20 protein-coding genes are annotated in these 22,784 nt (G+C 47.9%); 10 read left to right on the top strand and 10 right to left on the bottom strand.

The annotated features are described in order from the left end of the window. Positions 1-101: 101 nt before the first annotated feature. From lpxC to ACTRXD_RS04770, 3 genes are all read right to left on the bottom strand, one after another. Positions 102-1,049: a UDP-3-O-acyl-N-acetylglucosamine deacetylase gene (gene lpxC, locus ACTRXD_RS04780; RefSeq protein WP_442430701.1), complete on the bottom strand. Its 948-nt coding sequence runs from the start codon at positions 1,047-1,049 to the stop codon at positions 102-104. A gap of 715 nt (positions 1,050-1,764) precedes the next feature. Continuing rightward, positions 1,765-2,910, bottom strand: a complete 1,146-nt coding sequence (locus ACTRXD_RS04775) for a sigma-70 family RNA polymerase sigma factor (RefSeq protein ID WP_442430700.1) — start codon at positions 2,908-2,910, stop codon at positions 1,765-1,767. 406 nt (positions 2,911-3,316) lie between these two features. Further along, positions 3,317-4,006: a potassium channel family protein gene (locus ACTRXD_RS04770; RefSeq protein ID WP_312748546.1), complete on the bottom strand. Its 690-nt coding sequence runs from the start codon at positions 4,004-4,006 to the stop codon at positions 3,317-3,319. A gap of 362 nt (positions 4,007-4,368) precedes the next feature. Here ACTRXD_RS04770 and ACTRXD_RS04765 point away from each other — a divergent pair, with 362 nt between their 5' ends. Genes ACTRXD_RS04765 through ACTRXD_RS04755 form a run of 3 tightly spaced genes read left to right on the top strand, consistent with a single transcriptional unit; the run spans position 4,369 to position 6,555 of the window. Continuing rightward, positions 4,369-5,268 carry a tRNA (adenine-N1)-methyltransferase gene (locus tag ACTRXD_RS04765; protein ID WP_442430699.1) on the top strand — a complete coding sequence of 300 codons (900 nt, stop codon included), beginning with the start codon at positions 4,369-4,371 and terminating at the stop codon, positions 5,266-5,268. Between the two features lie 34 nt (positions 5,269-5,302). Further along, on the top strand, positions 5,303-5,677 hold the full coding sequence (locus tag ACTRXD_RS04760) for a response regulator transcription factor (RefSeq protein ID WP_442430698.1): 375 nt from the start codon (positions 5,303-5,305) through the stop codon (positions 5,675-5,677). Beyond that, entirely contained in the window at positions 5,677-6,555 is an 879-nt protein-coding gene (locus tag ACTRXD_RS04755) for an HD-GYP domain-containing protein (RefSeq protein WP_442430697.1), read from the top strand. The genes ACTRXD_RS04760 and ACTRXD_RS04755 overlap by 1 nt, the downstream gene beginning before the upstream one ends. Positions 6,556-6,581: 26 nt before the next feature. Here the strand turns inward: ACTRXD_RS04755 and ACTRXD_RS04750 are convergent, their stop codons facing one another. Continuing rightward, positions 6,582-7,001 carry a rhodanese-like domain-containing protein gene (locus ACTRXD_RS04750; protein ID WP_442430696.1) on the bottom strand — a complete coding sequence of 140 codons (420 nt, stop codon included), beginning with the start codon at positions 6,999-7,001 and terminating at the stop codon, positions 6,582-6,584. Between the two features lie 305 nt (positions 7,002-7,306). After that, positions 7,307-7,879 carry an orotate phosphoribosyltransferase gene (gene pyrE / locus ACTRXD_RS04745; RefSeq protein ID WP_442430695.1) on the bottom strand — a complete coding sequence of 191 codons (573 nt, stop codon included), beginning with the start codon at positions 7,877-7,879 and terminating at the stop codon, positions 7,307-7,309. A gap of 216 nt (positions 7,880-8,095) precedes the next feature. Here pyrE and ACTRXD_RS04740 point away from each other — a divergent pair, with 216 nt between their 5' ends. Beyond that, positions 8,096-8,953 carry a hypothetical protein gene (locus tag ACTRXD_RS04740; RefSeq protein WP_442430694.1) on the top strand — a complete coding sequence of 286 codons (858 nt, stop codon included), beginning with the start codon at positions 8,096-8,098 and terminating at the stop codon, positions 8,951-8,953. Positions 8,954-9,071: 118 nt separating this feature from the next. On the opposite strand, the gene ACTRXD_RS04735 is transcribed toward ACTRXD_RS04740, so the two are convergent. Together ACTRXD_RS04735 and ACTRXD_RS04730 are read right to left on the bottom strand one after the other, a co-directional pair. Beyond that, the gene (locus ACTRXD_RS04735) at positions 9,072-9,503 is read right to left on the bottom strand and encodes a glycine zipper family protein (protein ID WP_442430693.1); all 432 of its coding nucleotides are present in this window, start codon (positions 9,501-9,503) and stop codon (positions 9,072-9,074) included. A 31-nt stretch (positions 9,504-9,534) separates the two neighbouring features. Then, positions 9,535-10,356 (bottom strand): SDR family NAD(P)-dependent oxidoreductase, encoded by an 822-nt coding sequence (locus tag ACTRXD_RS04730; RefSeq protein WP_442430692.1) that lies wholly within the window; start codon positions 10,354-10,356, stop codon positions 9,535-9,537. 218 nt (positions 10,357-10,574) lie between these two features. Between ACTRXD_RS04730 and ACTRXD_RS04725 the strand changes: the two genes are divergently transcribed. The 6 genes from ACTRXD_RS04725 (at position 10,575) to ACTRXD_RS04700 (ending at position 19,675) form a co-directional block, all read left to right on the top strand. Then, positions 10,575-11,468: a hypothetical protein gene (locus ACTRXD_RS04725; protein WP_442430691.1), complete on the top strand. Its 894-nt coding sequence runs from the start codon at positions 10,575-10,577 to the stop codon at positions 11,466-11,468. A 78-nt stretch (positions 11,469-11,546) separates the two neighbouring features. Beyond that, complete coding sequence (locus tag ACTRXD_RS04720) at positions 11,547-13,823, top strand: BREX system ATP-binding domain-containing protein (RefSeq protein WP_442430690.1); 2,277 nt, start codon at positions 11,547-11,549, stop codon at positions 13,821-13,823. Positions 13,824-14,003: 180 nt separating this feature from the next. Continuing rightward, entirely contained in the window at positions 14,004-16,328 is a 2,325-nt protein-coding gene (locus ACTRXD_RS04715; RefSeq protein ID WP_442430689.1) for a BREX system ATP-binding domain-containing protein, read from the top strand. Between the two features lie 434 nt (positions 16,329-16,762). Continuing rightward, positions 16,763-18,436 carry an ATP-binding protein gene (locus ACTRXD_RS04710; protein ID WP_442430688.1) on the top strand — a complete coding sequence of 558 codons (1,674 nt, stop codon included), beginning with the start codon at positions 16,763-16,765 and terminating at the stop codon, positions 18,434-18,436. A 20-nt stretch (positions 18,437-18,456) separates the two neighbouring features. Continuing rightward, a complete protein-coding gene (locus tag ACTRXD_RS04705; RefSeq protein ID WP_442430687.1) occupies positions 18,457-18,903 on the top strand; it encodes a response regulator in 447 nt (148 codons plus the stop codon). 379 nt (positions 18,904-19,282) lie between these two features. Next, positions 19,283-19,675 (top strand): hypothetical protein, encoded by a 393-nt coding sequence (locus ACTRXD_RS04700; RefSeq protein WP_442430686.1) that lies wholly within the window; start codon positions 19,283-19,285, stop codon positions 19,673-19,675. Between the two features lie 84 nt (positions 19,676-19,759). Here ACTRXD_RS04700 and ACTRXD_RS04695 read toward each other — a convergent pair whose 3' ends face one another. The 3 genes from ACTRXD_RS04695 to ACTRXD_RS04685 all read right to left on the bottom strand — a co-directional run bounded on the left by ACTRXD_RS04695 (position 19,760) and on the right by ACTRXD_RS04685 (position 22,624). After that, positions 19,760-20,320, bottom strand: coding sequence for a hypothetical protein (locus tag ACTRXD_RS04695; RefSeq protein ID WP_442430685.1), 561 nt, complete (start codon positions 20,318-20,320; stop codon positions 19,760-19,762). A 487-nt stretch (positions 20,321-20,807) separates the two neighbouring features. Next, on the bottom strand, positions 20,808-21,791 hold the full coding sequence (locus ACTRXD_RS04690) for a hypothetical protein (protein ID WP_442430684.1): 984 nt from the start codon (positions 21,789-21,791) through the stop codon (positions 20,808-20,810). Between the two features lie 26 nt (positions 21,792-21,817). Next, the gene (locus ACTRXD_RS04685) at positions 21,818-22,624 is read right to left on the bottom strand and encodes a hypothetical protein (RefSeq protein WP_442430683.1); all 807 of its coding nucleotides are present in this window, start codon (positions 22,622-22,624) and stop codon (positions 21,818-21,820) included. Positions 22,625-22,784: the final 160 nt, after the last annotated feature.

The following is a 22,784-nucleotide window of genomic DNA, read 5'->3' as shown; positions in this document are numbered from 1 at the left end:
ACCACGCGTAGGGGATGAAGACAATGGAGAAAAGAATATTGATAGGCAAATAGCAAACGCAAGGTTAATTGAGGGCACACAGTGGGAAAGAAGGAGAGGCGTTAGAATGCGTGAAAGGCAGGTTGGAGTTCAGGGAGATGAATCGTTGGATTAGAGTAGGACTGTCCGTTGAAGATGTCATCCTTTCCAGATTCCCCCGCGTTTAACATGATCCACTTGTCAGAATTATCCATGATGGCTTGTACCAATTGAGTATGGAGTGCGTGCCCGGCGCATTTTGCGAAGAAGTGACCAATAACGGGGATTCCTAATAATGATAAATCGCCAATAAGGTCGAGCACTTTATGTCGAACACATTCGTCCGAGAACCGTAAGGCATCATCATTGACCAATCCCGTTTCAGCAAAGACGAGAGTATTGTGTAGTGAACCACCGAGCCCAAGTCCTCGCGACCATAAATATTCCACCTCTTTTCGAAAGGCGAAAGTACGGGCTCCAGCAATATTTTTGCCATAATCCTGTGGTGTGCAAAAATGGTGATATTCTTGTTGTTGTATAAGGGGGTGAGGAAAATCAATGAAATAGGTTATTTGTGGGAGGGATGAGGGAAGAACACTGATTGATCGGTGCCCATCCTCCACGGTAATTGGTTGAATAATTTTAAGGTATTTGCGTGGTTCTTCCTGGGTGAGAACCCCGCTTTGGTAAACCATATGGACGAACGGAGTGGCACTGCCGTCGGCTGCAGGAATTTCACTACCAAGCAATTCCACGTAGGCATTATCAATTTCCAGGCCAGCTAGTGCACTTAACACATGTTCAACCGTTTGAATGTCAAAATCACCCACTTGAAGTGTGGTGCAATGATCGGTTTGTCCTAAAAAGGCGATGCTGGCTGGGCATGGCTGGATTTGATCAGCTACATGCTTCACAAAGACCACCCCGGTGTTTACCGGGGCTGGATGAATGGCAATTGAGGCAGGGTTACCAGAATGGAGACCAATGCCAGATAAGAATGATGATGTTTCGAGTGTTTGTTGGTGACGCATAAGTTCGTGGGAATCTTTAGTATTTAATTATGCAAAATTTGTACTACGCAATGATTTAGAGAAAGGCGGTGTTTGTAGTTGAAATTATGCCTTTCTGTTTTTGAGTGTTGCAGAAACCAAACAAATGTATACTTTTTTCACTAAATGGTTGTTAAAGGATTGGTCAGTGGGGAAGGATTGGCTGCGGTGGTGGATGATTTACTGGTTTGGAAGTGGATTCTTGCTAGTTTGTTAAAAAATTTTGAAGGAAGCGACGGGATTCAGGTTCATCAACTAAAGTCGCATAATGAGAATGAGCTAATTGTTGAATGATTCCTCGATGCTTTTTATGTAAGCCAGAGGCTAAGAAAATTTCCTGAAATACCGTCCATTTTTTTGAAGCATCTTGTAGCAATCCCCGGGAGAATTCTTCAGGTTTTGTTCTGAGCGTATTGGAAAAATGTTGAACCGCTTTTTCAATACTGTGGTAGGGCGGGGCCAGATTCAGATGGGTGTAGAATTCTTCAAGATGCCCCCTGAATTCTTGTCGAAGTCTGTAAATAGGGTCGGATGGCAACAAGTGCACTGGTCTTTTTCATAGATGAAACAGAAGCCGAATAGACCTATATTAAAGCGGGAATTGGCTTGTTGACAAGTCCTTGCTTACAAAAGGCAAATCCACCTAGAAGAAATGGTTGAATGCAAGGGGTAATGAGGGATTGAACGTAGTAATTTTCTACTTAATGGAATATAGCATATCCTTCATAGCAGGCTCCTTTAATTTTTGAAGGGCCTTGGCTTCAATTTGGCGGACACGTTCCCGGGTAACCGACATACTTTGCCCGACTTCTTCAAGAGTCCATGGCTCGTCTTGGCCAATGCCAAAACGCAGGCGGATCACCATTTGTTCCCTTGGAGTCAGCGAATCCAAAATCCGTTCGACTTGTTGGTTCGTCTCCTGGCGTGAGACCGGTCCATCGGGCGTCAATGTTCCCATATCTGGAATGAAGTCTGTGAGAAAGGATTCTCCATCCCCAACCGGAGTTTCTAACGATATAGGATCCTGAAAGGCTTGAATGGTGTCATGAACTTTTTCCACACTCAATTTGAGCGACTCTCCAATGTCATCCAACAGAACTGGGCGGGCATATCGTTGTGTCAACCGTTTGGAGGCACGAGCAATCTTATTGGAGATTTCATTTAAATGGACGGGGACACGAATGGTTCTAGATTGGTCGGCGAGTGATCGCGTAATCCCTTGTCGAATCCACCATGTGGCATAGGTGCTGAACTTAAACCCTTTGCGATATTGAAATCGTTCTGCCGCCTTCATAAGCCCGATATTCCCCTCTTGGACTAAGTCCAAAAAGGCCAATCCATGACCCGTATATCGTTTCGCGATGTCTACAACCAGGCGAAGATTTCGCTGAACGAGTTCGGATTTCGCTTTTTCTAGTTGAAATTTCGCTTTTTGAAGTTGTTGGCAGAGGTCCTGAATGGGTGAGGACAGGGAGGGATACGTTTGGCCTAAGGCCAACAGAACGGATTTCAATTTTTCAATGGCGGGAGCCGAAAAGCCACTTAAGGCAAACGTTTCCTTGAGTAAAGCAATAGTATCTTCTCTCTCTGGTCCCTTTTTTAATGGCTGTGTGAGGTGAAGGCTTTGTTTGATAATGACCCTGATGGTTCTGGACGCTTGGTCAATCTCCTTCGCCAATTCGATTTCGGAATCTTTATTGAGAAGGGGGCGGCTGCCAAATGATCGGAAATATAATGATTCAAGAGCTGGCCCGAATCCTCTGATCGAAGATTTGACTCCCTCAGTCTTTATGGTAGCGAGTTCGGTTTCTGTGGGCTCATCCAAAACAGTTTGGTATTCCATGATAGTTTCCCCTGTGGGTTCAGATTTTCGATAGGCAATAGTTCAACATCAATGTGAATTTTAAATAAGCTATAAAAGCAAAAATCAAGCCAATAATATGTTTTAGCCCTATCTATCAATGGAAAGGAATTTAATGTCATTTTTTGGAAAAGCTGAATTTCCTTTATTAGGATGGTATGAAGTGAAGCTCTTATTTCATCAAAGTGATAACATTATGAAATTAAAGGATAAAACTGCTCTCCGTGAAATTTATCCTATCTTTTAGAATGAAAGGATTGCTATTGAAGAAATCGGTCGCCCATCGCATTCCCTGGATAGTGCGAAAGGGGAAAAACGCACAATTTATAGGAGAGAGGTGGTGAGGAATTAAAAAGTGCAGAGGTAATTGACGGAACTGTTATATTTCTTACACGTTATTGCAAAAACGGTCCAAATCTTCTTCCCGGCCAATCATGACCAAGACATCACCTTTTTCAATGACGTCATCGGGTTTTGGGGTGAAATTAAATATTTCTTCTTTCATCATGCGCCCCTTGACCATTCTGGTAACTTGTTTTTTTATCCCAATCACATTCAAGTTATGCTTGCCGCGTAATTTTACGTCCTCAAGACTTAATCCGGACAAGCTCTCTGAAACGGACACTTCTTCCACACTAAAGCCCGGAGCCAATTCTAAGTATTCGAGTACGCTCGGTGAGACTAGCCTGTGTGCGAGACGGATAGCCGCATCTCGTTCAGGGTAGATGACCTCATCGACCCCTAGGTTCATTAATATTTTCCCCTGGATTGGAGCCACGGCTTTCGCCACAATGGATTTTACCCCCATTTCTTTGAGTGTTTGAACAATAAGAATACTGGCTTCAATGTTTTCACCGATACTGACGACTGCGACATCGACGTTTTGAGCACTGACTGCTTTTAACGCGCGTTCATCAGTCGCATCGCATTGGACGGCAAATGTCGCAATGTCACTAATCGCCTGGATTTTTTCCTCATCCTTATCGATGGCAAGTACTTCGCATCCTTTGGTGACCAATCCTTGCGCCACGCTATAGCCAAAGCGCCCAAGCCCAATAACTGTAAAAAGGCGTTTCATGGTAAATTAGCAACGACCATGGTTTTCATCATGCGACTATTCCTGCATCAAGAGTACCCGAGAGTGCTGTGGTTAAGAAAATTCTTCTGATCCGTTCCAGAGCCGGTGTTCGGTTTTTTTTGTATATTAAGAACATTCGCACAAGTGCCCCTTGCAAAATTAAAGGATCTGAAAAATTTGGAGAATTTGGTGGCGATAGGTATGTAAAGACTGAAGTTGGTTAATCATACGTCTGAATGGGGAGGGTGTCAAGAATGATCCCATTGAAATGTCGATTAGTTGTCGCGTTGGTTCACTTAAAAAGTTTCCACCATTATGGTGGGTATCAAAGCGGAGAAAAGCCTTGCTAGAATGCGTGCCTTATGAAAACATTTCAATCGGGAGAACGAGTTCATTTAATTGACAAGAAAGAACGGCCGTATGCGGTCACACTTAAAGCCGGAGAAATTTTTCAGCATAGTGGAGACCGGATTAGTCATGATGACATCATTGGAAAACCGGACGGGACAGTGGTCCAGTTTTCCAATGGAAAGTTAATGGTAGCCGTTCATCCAACGTTAGCTGAGTATACCTTGAAAATGCCTCGAGGAGCTCAGGTGATTTATCCTAAAGATTTAGCCGTCATTCCAATGTGGGCAGATATTTATCCAGGAGCCAGGGTCTTTGAGGCCGGGGTGGGCTCTGGAGCATTAACGATGGCTCTTTTGCGTGCGGTGGGGGATCGTGGGTGTGTGGTCAGCTATGAAATGCGAGAGGATTTTGCGGCCACGGCCACGAAAAACATTGAACGGTTCATGGGAAAGGTACCTAACCATTTCCTTCAGATTCGTAATGCATACGAAGGTATCGAGATTGGGGAAGGAGCGTCTTCCTGGATGTTTGATCGAGTGGTGTTGGATCTTCCAGAGCCATGGCGAGTGGTTCCGCATGCGGCACGGGCATTACGGTCTGGGGGTCTGTATTTGAGTTATGTCCCGACGGTGCCGCAGGTGATGCAAACGGTACAGGCTTTGGAGCAGAGCCGAGTTTTTACCATGGTTCAAAATTTTGAAACTTTGTTGCGGACGTGGAATATTAAAGGCCGGAGTGTTCGACCCGATCACCGAATGGTTGCCCATTCCGGTTTTATTACCGTGGCCAGAAAAGTCGAAAATAATATTTGGAATTCTGGGTCATACAACGCTACTGAACCTGCGTCTCAACAAGACGATCATGTCATCAAGGAGGATGAATATGGCGGTGATGGATTAGATATTCCCTGAGCCCTTTAGGGCCAACCAGCAGGAAATGTTCACCATGGTGGGTCCCGTGAAAACGATCCTCATTGCCGATGATGAGGAAGATCTTAGGCTCCTGGTCCAGGTTACTCTTGAAAACCCCTCGTATCGGATTCTCACTGCTATAGATGGTTGTGCGGCGGTAGATGCCGTTTGCACCCACATTCCAGACTTATTGATTCTTGATTGGATGATGCCGGGTCTAAATGGGTGTGAGGTGGTACGAAAGCTTCGCCTACACTCCGACACGGCTAGAATTCCAATTGTCATGTTAACGGCGAAAGACGGACTTGATGCACGTAAGCAGATAGCTTCTTTTGATCTTGCGGGATATTTGGTCAAACCATTTAGCCCATTAGAGTTGATTCAAAAAGTTCGGGAAGTACTTGCCTAATGAATGAGGATAAACCCAAGGAGGAAGGTGGGGGTTTTCCTTCATCATTTATGCCGAAATCAAAGGCCGAAGCTTCACAAGTATCTGCCACAGGGAAACTCCAGGCGGCCCGCTCTCAACTCATGGCCTATGCCAAAGATCTCAAGCAGATGTTGGACCAGGAAGGTCAGAAAACTCAACTGCTTAAAAAAGCTCATGCCCAAATGCTTGTTTACGCCCGGGACCTTAAGCTCTCTTTGGAGGCAGAGCAACGGAAAAATTGTGAATTGGAACAGGCTTATGCCGACACTATTCTTCGCTTAGCCCGGGCGTCACGCTATAAAGATGAGGAAACAGGGGCACATATTGAACGGTTAAGCCATTACTCGCAATCGCTTGCTTTGGCTATTGGCTGGGATCAGCCACGCGCTCGTTGTTTATTCGCCGTTGCGCCGATGCATGATGTGGGGAAAATTGGGGTTCCAGATGCCGTTCTTGGAAAGCATGGCCCGTTGACGGAAGAAGAATGGCAATCAATTAGGCAGCATCCTCTTTTGGGAGCGAGTTTATTGGATGGCTCGATGTCTCCCTTGCTGGAGATGGCCAAGGAAGTTGCGCTGACTCACCATGAGCGTTGGGATGGAAGTGGATATCCTCGAGGGCTGAAGGGAACACAGATTCCCATCACGGGACGAATTGTGATGCTGTGCGACCTTTACGATGCCTTGCGAAGCCGAAGGCCCTATAAATCAGCATTTACCCATGAGAAGACATGCGACATCATTCTAAACGGGAACGACAGAACAAAGCCGACACATTTTGATCCACACCTTTTGGAGGCTTTCCGGGAGATGCATCAGGACTTTAACGGCATCTATTCTACTGTAGCCGAAGTCTAACATTCTTTGCCGCAGGCTGTTTTTGATTACTTGGGGTGTTCGATAGGATACCCCGCTTCTGTCCAGGCATTCATACTTCCTTCCACATTATAAACATGCCGATATCCTAATCCCATTAAGGTTTCAGCAGCGATATTGCTGCGGTGTCCAGATTGGCAGTACACCACGATATGCTGATCCAGTTTCGCATTGAGCTCTTGGTGGCGTCCCTGCATTTCCCGAAAATCAATATTGAAATCCGTTCCGGGAATGAAGCCACTCATATGCTCGTTTGGACTCCGAACATCGACGAGCACAAATCCTTTTTGTTTGGGTTGGGATGCCTTTTCAAGTCCTGTTTTGAGTTGCTGAACCGTTAAAAGGTAGGGCTCAGCAGTAACGATGGCGGGGTTCCACCATCCTAGAAAAAGAAGAGCAACGGTTAAGGAGAAAGAGAAACGTTTCATGGTTATCCTCCGTAGTATTGGGAATGGCTTTCTTGTTTGAGGAGGTTAAGGGAAATGGCGTTGTCCTCTCTGAAAGGAATGTGGACCAGACAATGGTTGAGTAATTGTTTTAAAATTGTATGGTTGGTCAGAAGAGACGGTCAAGGGAGTCATCCGGAATAGAGGAGTACCGACCAGGTTGTGAGTTGAAATGGTCATCATTGATCAAATTGGACTGGATAATTTTTGAGAAATGGGCTGCCTACCCGTTATGGCCGTAAAAACTGATTAAGGTTTTGAACCGTGGTGGGAAATATTCCCAGGACTTACCGGTGGGAAGGCGTTTGTCTTAAATCTTCCAGGGTGAGAAGAGGGAGCAATTGAATGCCCATGTGAGCCAGATTGCTTTTCCCCTCATCTTCAGATCGATCCACCACCACTAACCCATGCGTCACTATTAAGCCCTGGGCGCGGGCTGCTTCGGCGGCCTTTATCAATGATCCGCCTGTTGTTAAAACATCGTCGACCACTAAAGCTGTTTCCCCGGAATGAATGGTGCCTTCAATTAATTTGCCTAATCCATGATCCTTAGGTTGTTTGCGCACAACGAACGTTCGCCACTCCCGTTGTGGATCGGCCCTATAGCCATAATCTGAAATACAGGTGGCCAGGGGAATTGCTCCGATTTCCAGTCCGCCAATGAGTGTGAAATCTAAGGATTTGAGCAGGTGATAGGCTAATTGAGCCACAAGGTGACGTGAGTGCGGATGAGCCAATACAATACGACAGTCAACATAATAGGGGCTGTTTTTCCCTGAGGCGAGCCGAAAGCCTTCTTGCTGATTCCATTTGAAGGCTTCCAATTGATGGAAAGCTTGAATGAGGGCATTTTTTGGCATAGGAAGTTTAGGAGAGTGTTACGGTTGAGTCACAAGCGATTTCCTTCTACCATTACGACTTCGAGATCTGCAACAGGGCGCGGAAAAATTATGGTGTTAAAAATGAGAATGTTTGTGTGGAATTGGAATGCACCGGTGTCGTGGAAATTTTGCCTCTCCCTCGGGGGTGGAGAAGTTCAAGGCCCATAGGAAACTCAGCGTGAAGGAGCGTATTGAATGTTTAAAGTAAAAAAACGTCCATTAAAAAAAGAGAAGCTCCCGGTTCTCTATAATATTCTAGAGAACTATACGGATTATGATCCTCCTGGAAATGTAATGGTGTGCGGAATGACGGAACCGGAAAATTTGGAGATGCATGCACGAGTCCTGTCTGAAAGTTATGCTATTCCTCTTGAAGCTATAACAGGCGTGCTTCAAGACGGAGGAATTTATCTCTATCCGCATAAAGGTAGGCTTGTCACAAAAGGCGCATTCGTCTGTCGTGTTGATCCTCTTGGCAAAGATCCGAAACACACGTGGGTCATGGATCTTGAGCAATATGCGGCAGCAGAGCGCATGCGTCAAAGTTATGGTCTAACCTTGGAAGAAGGCATGGAGCGGGTTTTTTATCGAGGCCTTCCTCAGGAATTACAGGATCGGTTGCGGCAAAAAAACTTAGGGATCGATTTGACAAAAGTTGAATCCGGGAACGCGTGTAGTGGAGGCATTCAATATATTGATTTCCGAAAAGATTGGTCTCCCCATTTTAAGCGAAAATGTGTCATGCCAGATGGACGATTGATTGAGACCAGTGGGCTCCATGATTTTGCGGAACTGCATGGGATCAGCGTGGATGAGACTCGTACCTTGTTTGATCATGGGGGTACTCTTGCACTGAAAGATGGTGGAGGTCTTGCGTGTCAGATCATCAATGGTCAGCCATCCGTGGCCCGCTTTAATTCACGACAATTCAGTAAAGCTAAAGCTCTGGCCAAGGAAAAAGATCTTCATTTATTGGACGCTTTAAGTGAAGTGGCTTATCAAGATCCAGTTTTGATGCGAGCCCTCCGTCGTGCAGAAAGCTCCTCATTTTAAGCATTCCTTACATTTCCTGTGAGCCAAGTTTCGATACTGGATTGGCTCAAAGTGGGAACCACCACGAACAGCGCCTCGAGGTGTTCTTGCCTCATGTTCACTATGTGTTTTTTCTGATCTATTCCCAACCAATCGAATCGTACCCTCGTTCCGAAAGACATCGGTTAACGAAGGACTTGTGAGCGGGTGTTGGTTGCGAGGCCTGGAATAAGCCACGAATAAAGCCAACGGTCGCACCTGTTGCGGCACCTATGGCTGCTCCAATACCCGCTCCTCCTCGAATGGCCCCACTGACTGCACCGATGGCACCCCCTGCTCCCGCTCCAACGGCAGTATTCCCAGCCACCGCCGCGGCATCGTGTTCCGGGACATAATCCTCTGCAAGCTGTTGGCATTCCTCAATGTCCTGTTCTGCTCGATCGGGGCCAACTTGTTGAAGATGGTCGTTGGGATAAAGGATTGGGCGAGGGCCAGAGCACCCAAAGGCTAGGATACAGAGACCACAGATGCTAAGAGGGACAATAAAAGAATGGAAATAGGAATGGGACATGCTGTGCTCCTTTAGTATGGAGGCCGTGTGTTCAATGAGAGGAGGAATTTGGTCGAACAAATCGGCTGGCAAGACGAATGAGCCACTTTTTAGGAAAAAATGGAGTTATCCATTGGGTTGCCAGTCCCTGCCATCCAATAGTCACGAGGGTTTGACGGGACATCAAGGCCTTTAATGATTTTTGTACGACGTCGTGGGGAGTGTGAGCAGAAGAAATGTGGCGTGGGCAGTGCCCTGCCGTCCTATGAAAATCGGTTTCTGTGTAACCTGGACAGCATACCTGGATGGTTACCTCATTTGCTTTGGCCTCCATCGCCACGGCTTCAGAGAAAGATATGATAAAGGCTTTGGTGGCGGAGTATTCCGCCATATAGGGAATTGGAAAAAATCCTGCCACGGAAGCCACATTGATAATTGCACCCTGCCGTCGATTCATCATACCAGGTAGGAATAGCCTTGTGCTTTCTGTGGTCGCATGGATATGGACCTGTAACATGTCTTGGATCGTTGAGAGGGGCATGTCTGTAAATAGGCCATACAGCCCAAAACCGGCATTGTTGACAAGTAACGACACATCCGGCCCATATGATTGAGCTAATTGGTAAAGGGTTCCAGCCGCGTTAGGTCTGGCCAAATCCAGCGTTTCTGTCCAGATTTGAACAGAGGTGGTTTGTTGAATTTCCTTGGATAATTCCTTCAGGCGGTTTTGATCCCGGGCGACCAACAGGAGATGATAGCCTTGAGCCGCCAAGGCTCTGGCATATTCGGCCCCAATCCCTCGTGAAGCTCCTGTAATAACCGCGAATGGCGCCATATTTTTCATGAATAAAGTCTGAAGAAATCGTTCAACCATAAAAGGCTTTCTTTCTACAGGTCAACTGCGGGCCGACCCAGAAGCTCTGAACACGAGCAAGGCGTTGTCGGTTTTTACTGAACCATGCTCATGAAATAAGCCCGAAAATATTAAGAATTATCAGGGATGTGCCGAATGAAACAGGTATGCGCCGATCAATCGGTTCTTTAAAGCCGATTGCCTGAATTCACCACAAACCAGAGGACTCGATAACCGACATGAGTGCCGAAGGAATTGAAAATACGGTAGAAGCCTGTGGTACGAGTTCGGCAACTGGTGTGCTTGAGTTGCCGGATTCTTGCCCACCTTCAAAGGCTGTCACGAAGAACGTCAATTTGGAGCAGGCCTTGGCTGATATTGAAGCGCAAGCCGGGGGATTAGTGAAAACCACGAAGCAGGTGATGGCGTCATTTAAAAAAATTAAAGATGCAGCGAAAGTGGGTGATTTGATCAATCTGCGAAAATTACTGGAGGAGGGCAAGGAGGTGACGCTGAGCCTCGGATGTGACTTTGTGAAAACCCAGGAACGTCTGAATTTTGATGAAGCTGGATATTTGGAGGGCAAAGCGTTTCGCCAGGAACTTCTTACCGCTGCCCAGCAGATGGGTGTCAATCTCTATGAGCACGATGGCTATTTATTTTCCTATCCAGTCTTATTACGGATTCTTCATAAAGAACGTGCGGTCGCCATTGATCGAATGCGGGAAAACCGGCTTCGTCCTTCGGTCTTGGTCAAACGATTAAAGGAAGTTCAAAATAAACCCCTTCGATTTAAGCCGCAAACGTTTTTGGAGATGGTCTATACGGCCTATTCCATTGTGGTGGCGGGTCGAGGGAAGCACCTCATTGGCAAAGGAACGGTGATTCCACTCTTGGAACTGTATCAACTCTTGACGCTCCTTCCGTGGCAGGCCAATGAATATACCAGACAGGAATTTGGCCGGGATGTTTATTTATTGGATAAAAGTGGAACCATTTCCACCAAAAACAACCATCGGGCAAACTTTCATGCCAGTACCGGCGTGCGGGATGCCAACAAAACCTTAACCGTGATTGCGCAAGGGGGACGGGAGAAAACCTATTATGGAATTTCCTTTGTCCAGTCGGGATAAACCGTTGCACCGTATTTAAGTTTCCCTAGGGTGAACCGAGAAGACGAATGAGATTAACAGGATATTAAGGAAAAATTTATGTCTCCACAGGAATGGTTGAACGTTCTCAAATCTGCCTATCTTCAGGGGTTTATTCGTCGTGGAGGATCGGCCGTCAAATTTGCGGTCGTGGAGGAGGCTCAGGTCGCTAAAGCTGTGAGCGTGGGGGTGGGTGCGCTATCACGGGAACAAGGCTTTGTCACGATTCACGCGGATTCTCATTGTACGAAGGTTCAACTCATTGATCTCTTGTTTAAGGAAATGGCCAGACAAATTGATTGGGATGCCTTGGCGTTCGAGTATGTCAAAAAACTCTTTCGAGAGCATCAATGGAAGATTCCTGAGCGGCGGGAGGAATGTTGCTGGTCTTCTCTGGCCTCTCTCAATAGTTGCGATGAAGCCACGATGCACCGAGAAGTGAACGCATGGTTGGAAGGGAGCTTGTTTCAGGATTTTCACATGAGTCGGGAATTTCGACTGGCCATGATCCAGTTGTGTGTGGCTCAGCTGGAATTGCCGGATAGTCCCTCTAAAGAGTCTGGAGCAATTAAGGCCTGGCTTCGCGGCGAGCTGAAACAAATGGCTGCCCTCAAAAAAATATTGATTTTTGAAAAGGTCACCCGCAGTAATGCGCGTGACCTTATTGTCTCCTTAGCCCATTGGACCCGCCTGTTGGGGAAACCCGGTATGGTCCTGACCATCGATATTTCAGCCTTTACTGGCAGCAAAGAAGCCGGTGCGACCTCCCTGAACTATTCGCCCTCTGCGGTTATGGATGCCTATGAGATGCTGAGACAATTCATTGATGGCAGCGATGAAATCGAAGGGCTATTGGTCGTGGTCGTTGCCTCGCAAGCCTTTCTCTCGGATCAACGGTTGGGTCTGAATCGGTATGAGGCCCTAAAGCTTCGAATTTGGGATGATGTCCGGGATAAAACCCGACAAAATCCCTTTGCGCCGATGGTCAGGCTGACCGACCAGACCGCAGTCTTTGCCGAGAGCAGACTCCTGGCCAGAGTGGGAAACCGAAAAGAAGATGTGCAGCATCAACGGGTTATTGAATCCTTGAGGGCAGGTGTCCCGAGCCCGGGTGTGGTCCAAGCGTTGGGATGTCCACAGCCGATGGTCAAATCCAAATTTCAACAGATGTTGCAGGACGCTCAGGCCAGCATTCATAAGGGGTGGACCACAAAAGGGATGTTGATTGAAGGAGGATTTGGTACGGGAAAATCACATTTGCTGGAATCCTTAAGACGTATGGCCTTGGAATCCAGATTTGTTTGTAGCAAGGTCGTCATAAGTAAGGAAACGCCTCTATATAGTCCCGCATTGATGTTTCGGTCTGCCATTGAGTCTGCTGATATCCCCGAAAAACGAGGAGATGTTTTGGCCGAGGTGGCAGCGGATTTAAATTTTAAGAGTCCCCAATACGCCAATTTTTACGAATGGGTCCATCGTCAGGGTGGAGAAATTGATGGGCGCTTTGCGGCCTCGGTGTTTCTGTATGAACGCATGGTGAATGACCCGGAGTTACGTCACCGGATCATTCGATTTTGGGCAGGGGATCCCTTAACCGATGCTGAAATCAAGCGATTACTCAAATCCTGTGATGCGAGTGTTTCCTATCGATTTGAACGAGTCTCGCCCATGGAAATGGCGTTGCAACGATTTAAATTTGTTTCACGACTGATGATTGCGGCGGGATATTCTGGTTGGATTTTACTGATCGACGAGGCAGAAATTATTGGCAGGTATTCCTTTAAGCAACGAGCCCAGTCCTATGCGGAATTAGCCAGGTGGCTGGGCCGACTGGAAGCCTCCAGTTTTGCCGATCTCGGCTATAAGTCCGGATTGGCGGCCGTGATGGCGCTCACAGATGATTTTCAAAGTGCGATTCTTGATGAAAAAGGTGATCGGGAAAAAGTGCCGGAAAAGTTGCGGGAATCAGGATCGGAAACTGATTTGGTGCTGTCCCGCCAAGCAGAACAGGGAATGCGGCTTATTGAATGCGAACGCATACCCTTGGTCGGTCCCTATGACCAGCTCGTAGAAGAAATTTACCATAAAATTCGATCCCTTCATGGGGCGGCGTATGGGTGGGAACCACCTCAGGTCCCAACGATTGAGCGATTATCCAGCACCCGGATGCGTGAATATGTCAAAGGCTGGATTACCGAATGGGATCTAACACGTCTTGATCCAACACAAAAAGTTGACATTGAATTAACGGAAATTCGACAAAATTATTCGGAAGATTCTGAATTAGAAGGGGATGAGGAAGACCAGCTTCACCCGGCACTCTCCGAGTCGAACTAATTTGGATCTTGACCAAAATGGCTGTCATCAGAAAATTTGCGCAATTTAACCACCAGATTGGAATGAATCTTTCAAGACGGGGCCACACATTGTTTCAGCATAGGGCTCTGCCTTTTCGGCAGTCTGTAAAAACCTTTCTGTGTATGCCTGTGACTTTTTAACCTGTGAAGGATACGAGCAATGGAGTTACGATCTCAAGAATGGTTTCATACCCTTCGGCAAGAATATCTTCAACGATTCATTGGGCAAGGAGGTTCATCGGTCAAGTTTGTGGTAACAGATTCTGACTCGGATAGAGTCGACATCCAAGACCAATTGGCTACCTTGGCTCAGCAGGAGGGGTATGCGTGCATCTTAGTTGATGCCAAAGACACCAAAATTCATATGATGGATAAGTTTTTCCATCAGATTGCTCGTCGCATCCCATGGGATGATCTGGCCTCACAATTTGTTCGTCGACTCCTTCAAGAAAACGGGTACCAGATCCCGGACAACAAGGAGGAGTTCTGCATGACGGGAGTCGCCCGGATGAATGAACGGGCCGAACCGTTACTGCGACGAGATTTAAATAGTTGGTTAGAGCGGGCTATTTATCGGGATACGCAGATGTGTCAGGAATTTCGTATGGCCATGATCCGATTGTGTTTGGGACAATTGGACTCTGGCTCAGAAGTTCCCTTTATGACCGAGCCGGTCAAGTCATGGCTGGGCGGGGAGATTCGTCAGATTTCAGCTCTCAAAGAAGCCCTAATTTTTCAGAAAATTAATCGGACCAATGCCCGGTATATGTTTGTTTCGTTATGCCGTTGGTTACGGTTAGTTGGGAAAACAGGGTTAGTCGTGTCCCTGGACCTGAGTCGATGTTTGCTCAGTAAGAAGCCGGATTCTCCTGAAGGCCTGTATTACGGCATTTCCACGACGTTAGATGCCTACGAAATGCTTCGCCAGTTTATTGATGGGACAGATGAATTGGAAAGTTTCTTGTTGGTGGTCCAGGTGCCGCAGGAATTTTTGACAGATGAACGGAGGGGACTCAACCGGTATGAGGCGTTGAAATTACGCATTTGGGACGAAGTCCGTGACCGCCAATACCAAAACCCATTAGGGGCATTGCTTCGTCTTGGATCTCAACAGGCAGGGGATGCCCATGATACCGGGAAAAAGGAATACACTGATCGGCCGGCGATGGCCAATGGTGATGTTGGGCATCAACGCGCCATGGAAGCTTTGCGATCCGGAGTGCCGAATCGTGATGTGGTGCAGGTACTGGGAAGTCACCAACCGGACCTGGAAGGAAAATTTAGACGGCTGCTTCAACAGATGGAGGCGAACGTTCCTCATGACACGCCTACCAAGGGTATCGTAATTGAAGGAGGGTTTGGGAGTGGGAAATCCCATCTCCTTCATGCGTTGCAACAGGTAGCGCTGGAGAAGAATTTTGTCTGCAGTCCCATCGTGATCAGTAAGGAGACACCCTTGTATAATGGTGTACCCCTCTTTCGTGCAGCCATCAACAATGCCATTGTTCCCGGTAAACATGGTGATGCTCTCACCGAAATAGCCGCTGAATTGAATTTCCAAAGCCCGCACTTTGCCAATCTGTTTGATTGGGTGCATCGGAAGGACCAAGGATGCGATTCCCGGTTTGCTGCCAGTCTGTATCTCTATGAGCGGATGATAAATGATCCTGAGCTGAGTCATCGCATGATCCGGTATTGGGCGGGAGATCCGTTGAGTAATAGCCAATTCAATAAATATCTCCAGGGGTGTCCGCCGGAAAACCCTTATGTGTTCAATAAAATTTCCGGTCAGGATTTGGCCTTCCAACGGTTTCGATTTGTCTCACGCTTGATGGTGGCGGCTGGCTATAAAGGGTGGATCTTGCTTATTGATGAGGCGGAAATCATCGGGCGATATTCTTTTAAACAACGGACCAAGTCCTATAGGGAGGTGGCACGGTGGATGGGGGTGTTAGCCGAGGATACCTGTCCGGCTATTGGAGCCATTGTTGCTCTGACTGATGATTTCCAAAGCGTGATCTTGGAAGAAAAAAAGGATTCCCAGAAAATCGAGCAGATGTGTCAGGAGGAATCGACGGATGAAGCTCATAGGCAAGCATTACAGGCAATTCAGGGTATCCGGCTCATCGAACAGGAGGGCGAATCATTGATTCGTCCCTATGAATCAATGGTGGATGCCTTATATGAGCGGCTTCGGTCTCTGCATGGATCGGCCTATAGTTGGACACCTCCACCCGTTTCAGCTGTAGAGAAATTATCCAGTACCCGGATGCGCGAGTATGTACGTGGATGGATTACCGAATGGGACTTGCGACGATTGTACCCTGAAGCTCAATTAGACATTGAAATTCTGGATGTGCGGCAAACGTATGACGAGGATCAGGAGCTGGAACCCACGCTGGCAGATGACATTGACTCTGAAAAGATACCAGAGTCGGAAGAAAGTTTGATGGCTGTCGCCTTGCAAAATCAAGCTCCTGTGTGAGTAAGCGTACTAGGTGGAGGAATCGGCCGTATTGCGCAAAGGCCATCCTCCTGCCGAGGAATAAACGGCAAAATTTTAGTCTCTGCTGTGCTTCCCCTCCTTTCTCTTATTGAGGTTCCGCAAATATATTTGACCGGATGGGTACCCATGATCTTCTGAATAGCGGGAGCCCATTATGAGTCGTATTCAGGCGTAATCCCTTGGGGAAAAAACGCAAGCCAAAGTCTTCCGGGCCATGGGGATGACGGAGCCTCTCATGGGAGGAATGCTCAATTTTGTTGGTAAGAATCCGATAGCGTAAGTCAGAGGACCGCCCTCGAAGAGGGAGGGGATTGAAAAGCCTGCATTGAGAATAGGAAAGACCTTTGTCGGTATCTGAGTTGACGCCTCGTAAAGTATTACCGTTGTCGGTTTTGGCACTATGGCGCACCTGTGTGAGCAGAATCCTGGGAGCCATGGAGCTCCTACATCGGCATACGATTTTGGTGCTAACCGTGCTTTTTGGGCTCTGTCTCATCGTGATTTATCTGCATATTTCCCAATTGAAAACCCAAATGGTGACGGCCATGGCCTTTCGGGGATCCGAGATCTATACCAGAGCGCTGAATGAAATGCGGATATGGTACACCGTCGAAGTTATTCAACGCCTTCACAACCAGGGAATTGAAGCCTCGACAGGGTATCGGGACCATCAAGGCGAAATTCCTCTCCCTGCGGCTCTCAGTCGGGACCTGGGTAATCGATTGGTCGCCGGGCGAAATGGCGAACGATTGAAGTTACTTAGCCCCTATCAGTTTTACCCTGGAAAGAAATCAGGGGGACCCTTTGATGGCTTCCAGGAAGAGGCGTGGGAATTTTTCACACAACATCCTGATACGGATGAGCCATTTTATCGGTTTGAGCAAGTCGATGGGCGTGAGTCCCTCCGTTTTGCGAAGGCCGATCGGATGCAGAAGGAATGTGTGGAGTGTCATAACAGACATCCGGACAGTCCAAAGCGTGATTGGCAGATCGGGCAGGTGGGCGGCTTGTTGGAGGTTGTGTATCCCGTTGATTCGTTGGAGTCGATCATGGGAATGAGTTGGCAGGGAACTTATGGGTTGATGGGGATGTTGGTCGTCATTTGGATGGGCGGATTCGGGTTAGTGGTGTTAAAGCTCGGACGGGTGGCAAGTGAATTGGAAGACCAGGTACGCGATCGAACCGGCGCACTGCAAAGTGCCAACGAACACTTGGAATTGGAAATTCATGATCGACTATTGGCCGAAGATACCCTTCGGAAGGCGAAAGATAATCTGGAAAAGCGAGTCCAGGAGCGAACGGGGAAGTTGGCTGCGTCAAATGCCGAACTCATTCGGGAAGTGGCGGAACGGAAGCGGGCAGAGGAGGATATACGCAAACTCAATTCCCAGTTGGTCCAGCGCTCGGCGCAACTTGAGGCGAGTAATAAGGAACTTGAGGCGTTTAGTTATTCGGTCTCCCATGATTTACGCGCGCCATTACGGGGAATCGATGGGTTTAGCCAGGCCGTGTTGGAAGATTATGATGAAAAACTTGATGAGTCAGGACGAAATTATTTGCGGAGGGTGCGGACGGCCAGTCAACGAATGTCCAAGCTTATCGATGCCATGCTCAATCTGGCCCGGTTGACACGAGCCGAAATTCATACCCAGACCTTTGATCTGAGTGCTGTAGCCCGGGCTGTTCTTGAAGATTTTCAAAAGATGGACCCGGACCGGCAGGTCGAATGTATTGTGGCCAATAATGTATTCGCCACTGCTGACCCGCAATTGCTTCGGGCCGTTTTAGAAAATTTGATCGGCAACGCGTGGAAGTTTACCCAGCAACAAACCCATCCCCGTATCGAATTCGGTTATGGGCAATATAAAGGGCAGGCAGCCTATTTTGTCTCCGACAATGGGGCGGGTTTTGATATGACCTATGCGCATAAACTCTTCGGCGCGTTCCAACGGCTTCATGCCTATACAGAATTTCCGGGAGTGGGCGTGGGGCTGGCGACGGTGCATCGTATTATTCAACGGCATGGCGGTCAAATTTGGGCAGAAGGAGTGGTGGGCAAAGGCGCGACCTTTCATTTTACATTGTAAGGCAACCGAAGGAGGAGAAAATGATGACCAACAAAGCAATTCTGTTAGTGGAAGATCATCCTGATGATGAAGAGTTGACGATGCGGGCGCTCAAGAAAAACAATATAAAAAATGAAGTCGTGGTGGCTCGGGATGGCGTAGAAGCGTTGGAATATTTATTTGGAACCGGAGCGCATGTCGGTCGTGATTTAAGCCAGATGCCGCAAATTATTCTGCTGGATCTCAAGCTTCCTAAAATTGATGGGCTGGAAGTGCTTCGACGGTTGCGAGCTGATGAACGGACGAAGTTTCTACCGGTGGTTGTGCTCACGTCGTCCAAGGAAGAGCAGGATATTGTGAAAAGCTATCAACTTGGAGCCAATAGTTATGTTCGCAAGCCAGTGGACTTTCAAGAGTTCTCTCAAGCGGTTCAAAACCTGGGGCTCTATTGGCTGATTTTAAATGAATCGGCACCGGAAAGGGTGTGATCCGGTTAGGTAAAAATGAATACCCATCTCAGTTGGGGGGCGTGAGTCTGCCTTGGGTAGATCGGTGGAATGTTCCGGCATTTCCTGGTCTTGTCCTTTGATCAATCTCCTCATGGGTGTTGAATATTTCCGCTCTCTTTCTCTCTGTCAAAGGTTCCAACAGGTGTCAATTTTCCAGTGACTTCAAACAGGAAAGATATGCCCGTCCACCGTATATCCTGCCTATCTTCCTGAGCCCCGTCTTCTGGTTCTTGGATCTCCTATCTTTTGTTTCCACACGCTTTTCTCTTCTCTGTCTTATCCGGTGTGTTACCAGGCATATCCCTTGCTCAGTGTAAGAGTTACTGAACTACCGACCATTCTTTTCAAGGAGGGGGCCATGAGACGAATGCTGACATGGGATATTCCCGAATCCGTCACGTCACATGAACATGCGTGGAATCCAAAACGAAAATATATGACTGAAAGCATTGGTCTGGAGACCCAGCGGGCGTCAAGAAGCAGTGCGGCCGGGGCGATCTGTTGTGCCAAATGTGGTAGTGAGGTGAAGGTCTTTGTTTCACCCAGACGAAATCCCCATTCCAGTAAATTAGGACGGGCTGTCTCGTTGAAGGATCATGATCTGTGCCGGCGGTGTTGGCGGAAGTTGATGCATGAACAACGGAAGACGGGGGTGGTGACCCTGCCCATTTCCTTCTTTGCGAAAGAGAAAAGTCTCCGGCCTCGCCTGTTGATACCCAAAATGGCTTCCGTACCCAAGCAAGCGTCCTAATCCTCGTCATGAAGAGAGGGTGAGGAATAGGGGAAAATGGATCAAACACTAGTGCTAGGTCGGAGATGATCTATCATTGTGGATTTATTTGGAGGAAATGGTCGCTTGTCTCTCTTGAATAAATGTTTTCGCAAGGGCAGCATTTTGATACACGACCTTTAATTCCAAATTTCCGAACGGGCGGCGCACAACCTTCAGTAACACCTGACCATCTTCAAAACCTGAATTCAGCTCGTTGAGTTGTCCAGAAAGAAACGATTGCTTGGTTGCTTCAGTGAGATCCTGGGTGAGGTGATAACTCGCTCCAAGAATAATCTGTAACTGCTGGTACCATTCATCTCTATATAGCCCCATATCGATGGTAATCTTTGCCAGTTCCCCGGCTGGTTCCGTCGTATCTGAGACGTCGTCGGGTAAATAGGTCAGTTCAACATATCGATTTTTATCGGTAAGTTCATAGAGACATTCTTTAGAGTTGTTGCAGGCTGGTATGGCGGCTACCTCTTGTTCTGTCATGCCGAATTTTAAATCCCGGAAGCCATCAATTCCGGGATCTGCCAATACAAGCCCACTAGATAGGACAATTGAAGCACAGGTGAGGAGAGCACAGGTTCGTATGCTTAGGATGCCGGAAAGTAGTTTCATGACATGAGGTTCCTTACTCGTGAAGCTAGAGATAATGAAGAAAACAAGAACTATTTAGATAATATCGGCTGTTTGTTATGAGTAGGTCACCATAGCAAACCTTTCCTGAAAAAGGCGATGATGCACTGCAGGAAAACTAACAATTGAGGCCATACCAGGAGTTTGGATACTCAGAAAGAAATTGTTGAGGGGGCCTGTGAAATCAATTTGGAAATGTGACGAGTATCGAATTCATTGGGCGCATTGGGGCCTTCTTGGATAGGTTCTCTTAATTGACGGTGCAGGAAAACCTCTTGTCGAGAGTTTGGCACTTCTCATGGTCTTCCTCCTTGGGGTATTTGGAATGCTCTGCCCGGATCAGCGGGTGAGGCCTGAGCAAGCCATTAGTCGTGCCCTCCTTTGAAGTCTATTCTCCGTAAAGCCTCAGGTGAGAGGAATCGCCCTTTTTTCACTGGCAGGGTTTTGCTGAAGACTGCCTCAAGATGTGTTAGGGAGTTTCTTGATGAACCTGGAGAAGTGGCCCCATCCAGTAACGCATCGGTCGATCCCCTTCCGCTGCCTTATGAGGAAGATGGGCTACATACCAAAAGACCACATTGGTCTCTTGGACGCTTTCATCACTTTTAAATTCCAAATCTCCGCGTGCGCCGAATGGCCAGCCGGCATATTCATCCCGGTAAAATTTTCGAATCGAGACATCACGATCTGAAAACTTATTCGATTCCCCATCAAATGGACCTGGAATAACCCAGACACCCTGCCCGGTGGGGTAATCGCGCACAAACCAGACGCGATCCTGGCTGTTGGTGCCGGGCTTCTTGTCATCCTCCTCTACCAAATATTTTTCCCACCCCGGCCCCCAACCGTTGTCTTTTACAGAATTCCGGTCCAGGACAAAGACCTGATCCTGATCGGATCCGCCGATATCAAAGTCCAGCCGCCAGTAGGCATGGTGTTCATGGTCGGTATTACAGGAGAGATTCCAGCTCTGAACGCTTGGATACAGTCGACCGTCTTCGCTCAGATACCAGGCCTGATACAGATGGTATTGACCGATTTTGGCATACACACCTAATTCCAACCACTTGACGCCTTGGATGGTATGCTCGGCCTGACAGAGCTTTTTCCCATCGCAGTTAGGATTTTTTTTGAGGCGCTGTGGGCTGATCCGGTCCTCGAAAGGTCCGCATCGGCCACTGGATCGCCCTAGGCCAAACCAACTGAAGGGATGCCAGGCCGGCCACTCCCTGACATACTTGACCCGGATCACCGGCAAATCCGCTTTACCTAAAATCTGGCTGCCTTGATAGGACACATTGCGTAGCCCCAGGCCAGCGGCATCTTTCATCTCAAGGTATAAGGCCCACGGACCCCAGGTAAACGGTTTGGATTCCCAGTCGGCCAAAGCGGGGCTGACCATCAAAGCACTGGTCAATGCCACACCGGCGAGAAAATATCGAAATGATGGCATGCGACGCGCTCCTTGTTTGGGAATAGTCATTGGGGTCCTGCCTCCTTGCCTGCGTCTAAGACGGTCTGAGAAGTGAGGTCAACTCGTGCAAAGTAGAGGGGCAAGCTCTCCGGCGTTTCAGAAAATGTGACCCAAAATACCCGGTCGCCGAACCCCGCTTCGTCGCTCACCCAGAAGTACCGGTATTCTTCAGGGGAAGTCAGAATGGCATGTCCGTGCAGATTCTGCACCTCCTGGGCAATTCGTTGATCTATTCTGGCCAGCTCAATGGCTGTCGTGATTTCTTCTTCACCTTCTTCGGGCTGGTAGCCCTCACGCGGATCCTGCCGGACAGAAGACATTCGGTCATTTTCCATACAGACATGCACGGCCACATTATGGGTGTAACTGTAGTAGGTTAACCGATAGGCGGAGGCATCGGCAGCCGATGCCCGTTCCGTTGTTCGAGGGTTAGCCGTGTCGTCTTCCTGCAGGGTCACCAGGCATTGGTTGGCAGGGACCTCCTCGGTATTGATGTAGGCAAAACGATCGCCCAATTGGGTCTTCACGTCCGGATCCTGTTCTGCTGTGGCACGTAAGGCAGGCTGGTCGGATTCGACAATGATAATCTCCGGTCCCGGACCGGATAAGGTCGTGGGGGACATGGCTTCGACGGGGCGTCGCGGACCTCCTTCCGGTGGCAATTCCAATGGTAATTCAATCAGTGGAGAGGGATGGAAGGGCAGGGGTTTTTTGGGGATCTTTGTGAGCTCCACGCTGGAGCATCCCAGAAAAAAGCTGCCGAAGACCCAACCCGCCGTCACCAGGATATGAGAAGTTAATTTTGAATGCATGAGGCCGGCTCCTTAGGTCGAAAATGAAAAGGCCTACAGAAGGAATTCTTCGTCAAGCGTACCTTAAAAATTCTCCATAAGAATAGCAAGAGAGTCTGGATGCTCCCCTTAAGATGTAAAGGTAAAATCCTTGCTGAGAATATTGAGGTCAAGGGATGAG

Source organism: Nitrospira sp. T9 (genome assembly GCF_052156535.1).
GTDB lineage: Bacteria > Nitrospirota > Nitrospiria > Nitrospirales > UBA8639 > Nitrospira_E.
Note: the sequence above shows the minus strand (reverse complement) of the source record. Positions and strands in the feature narration are given on the sequence as shown.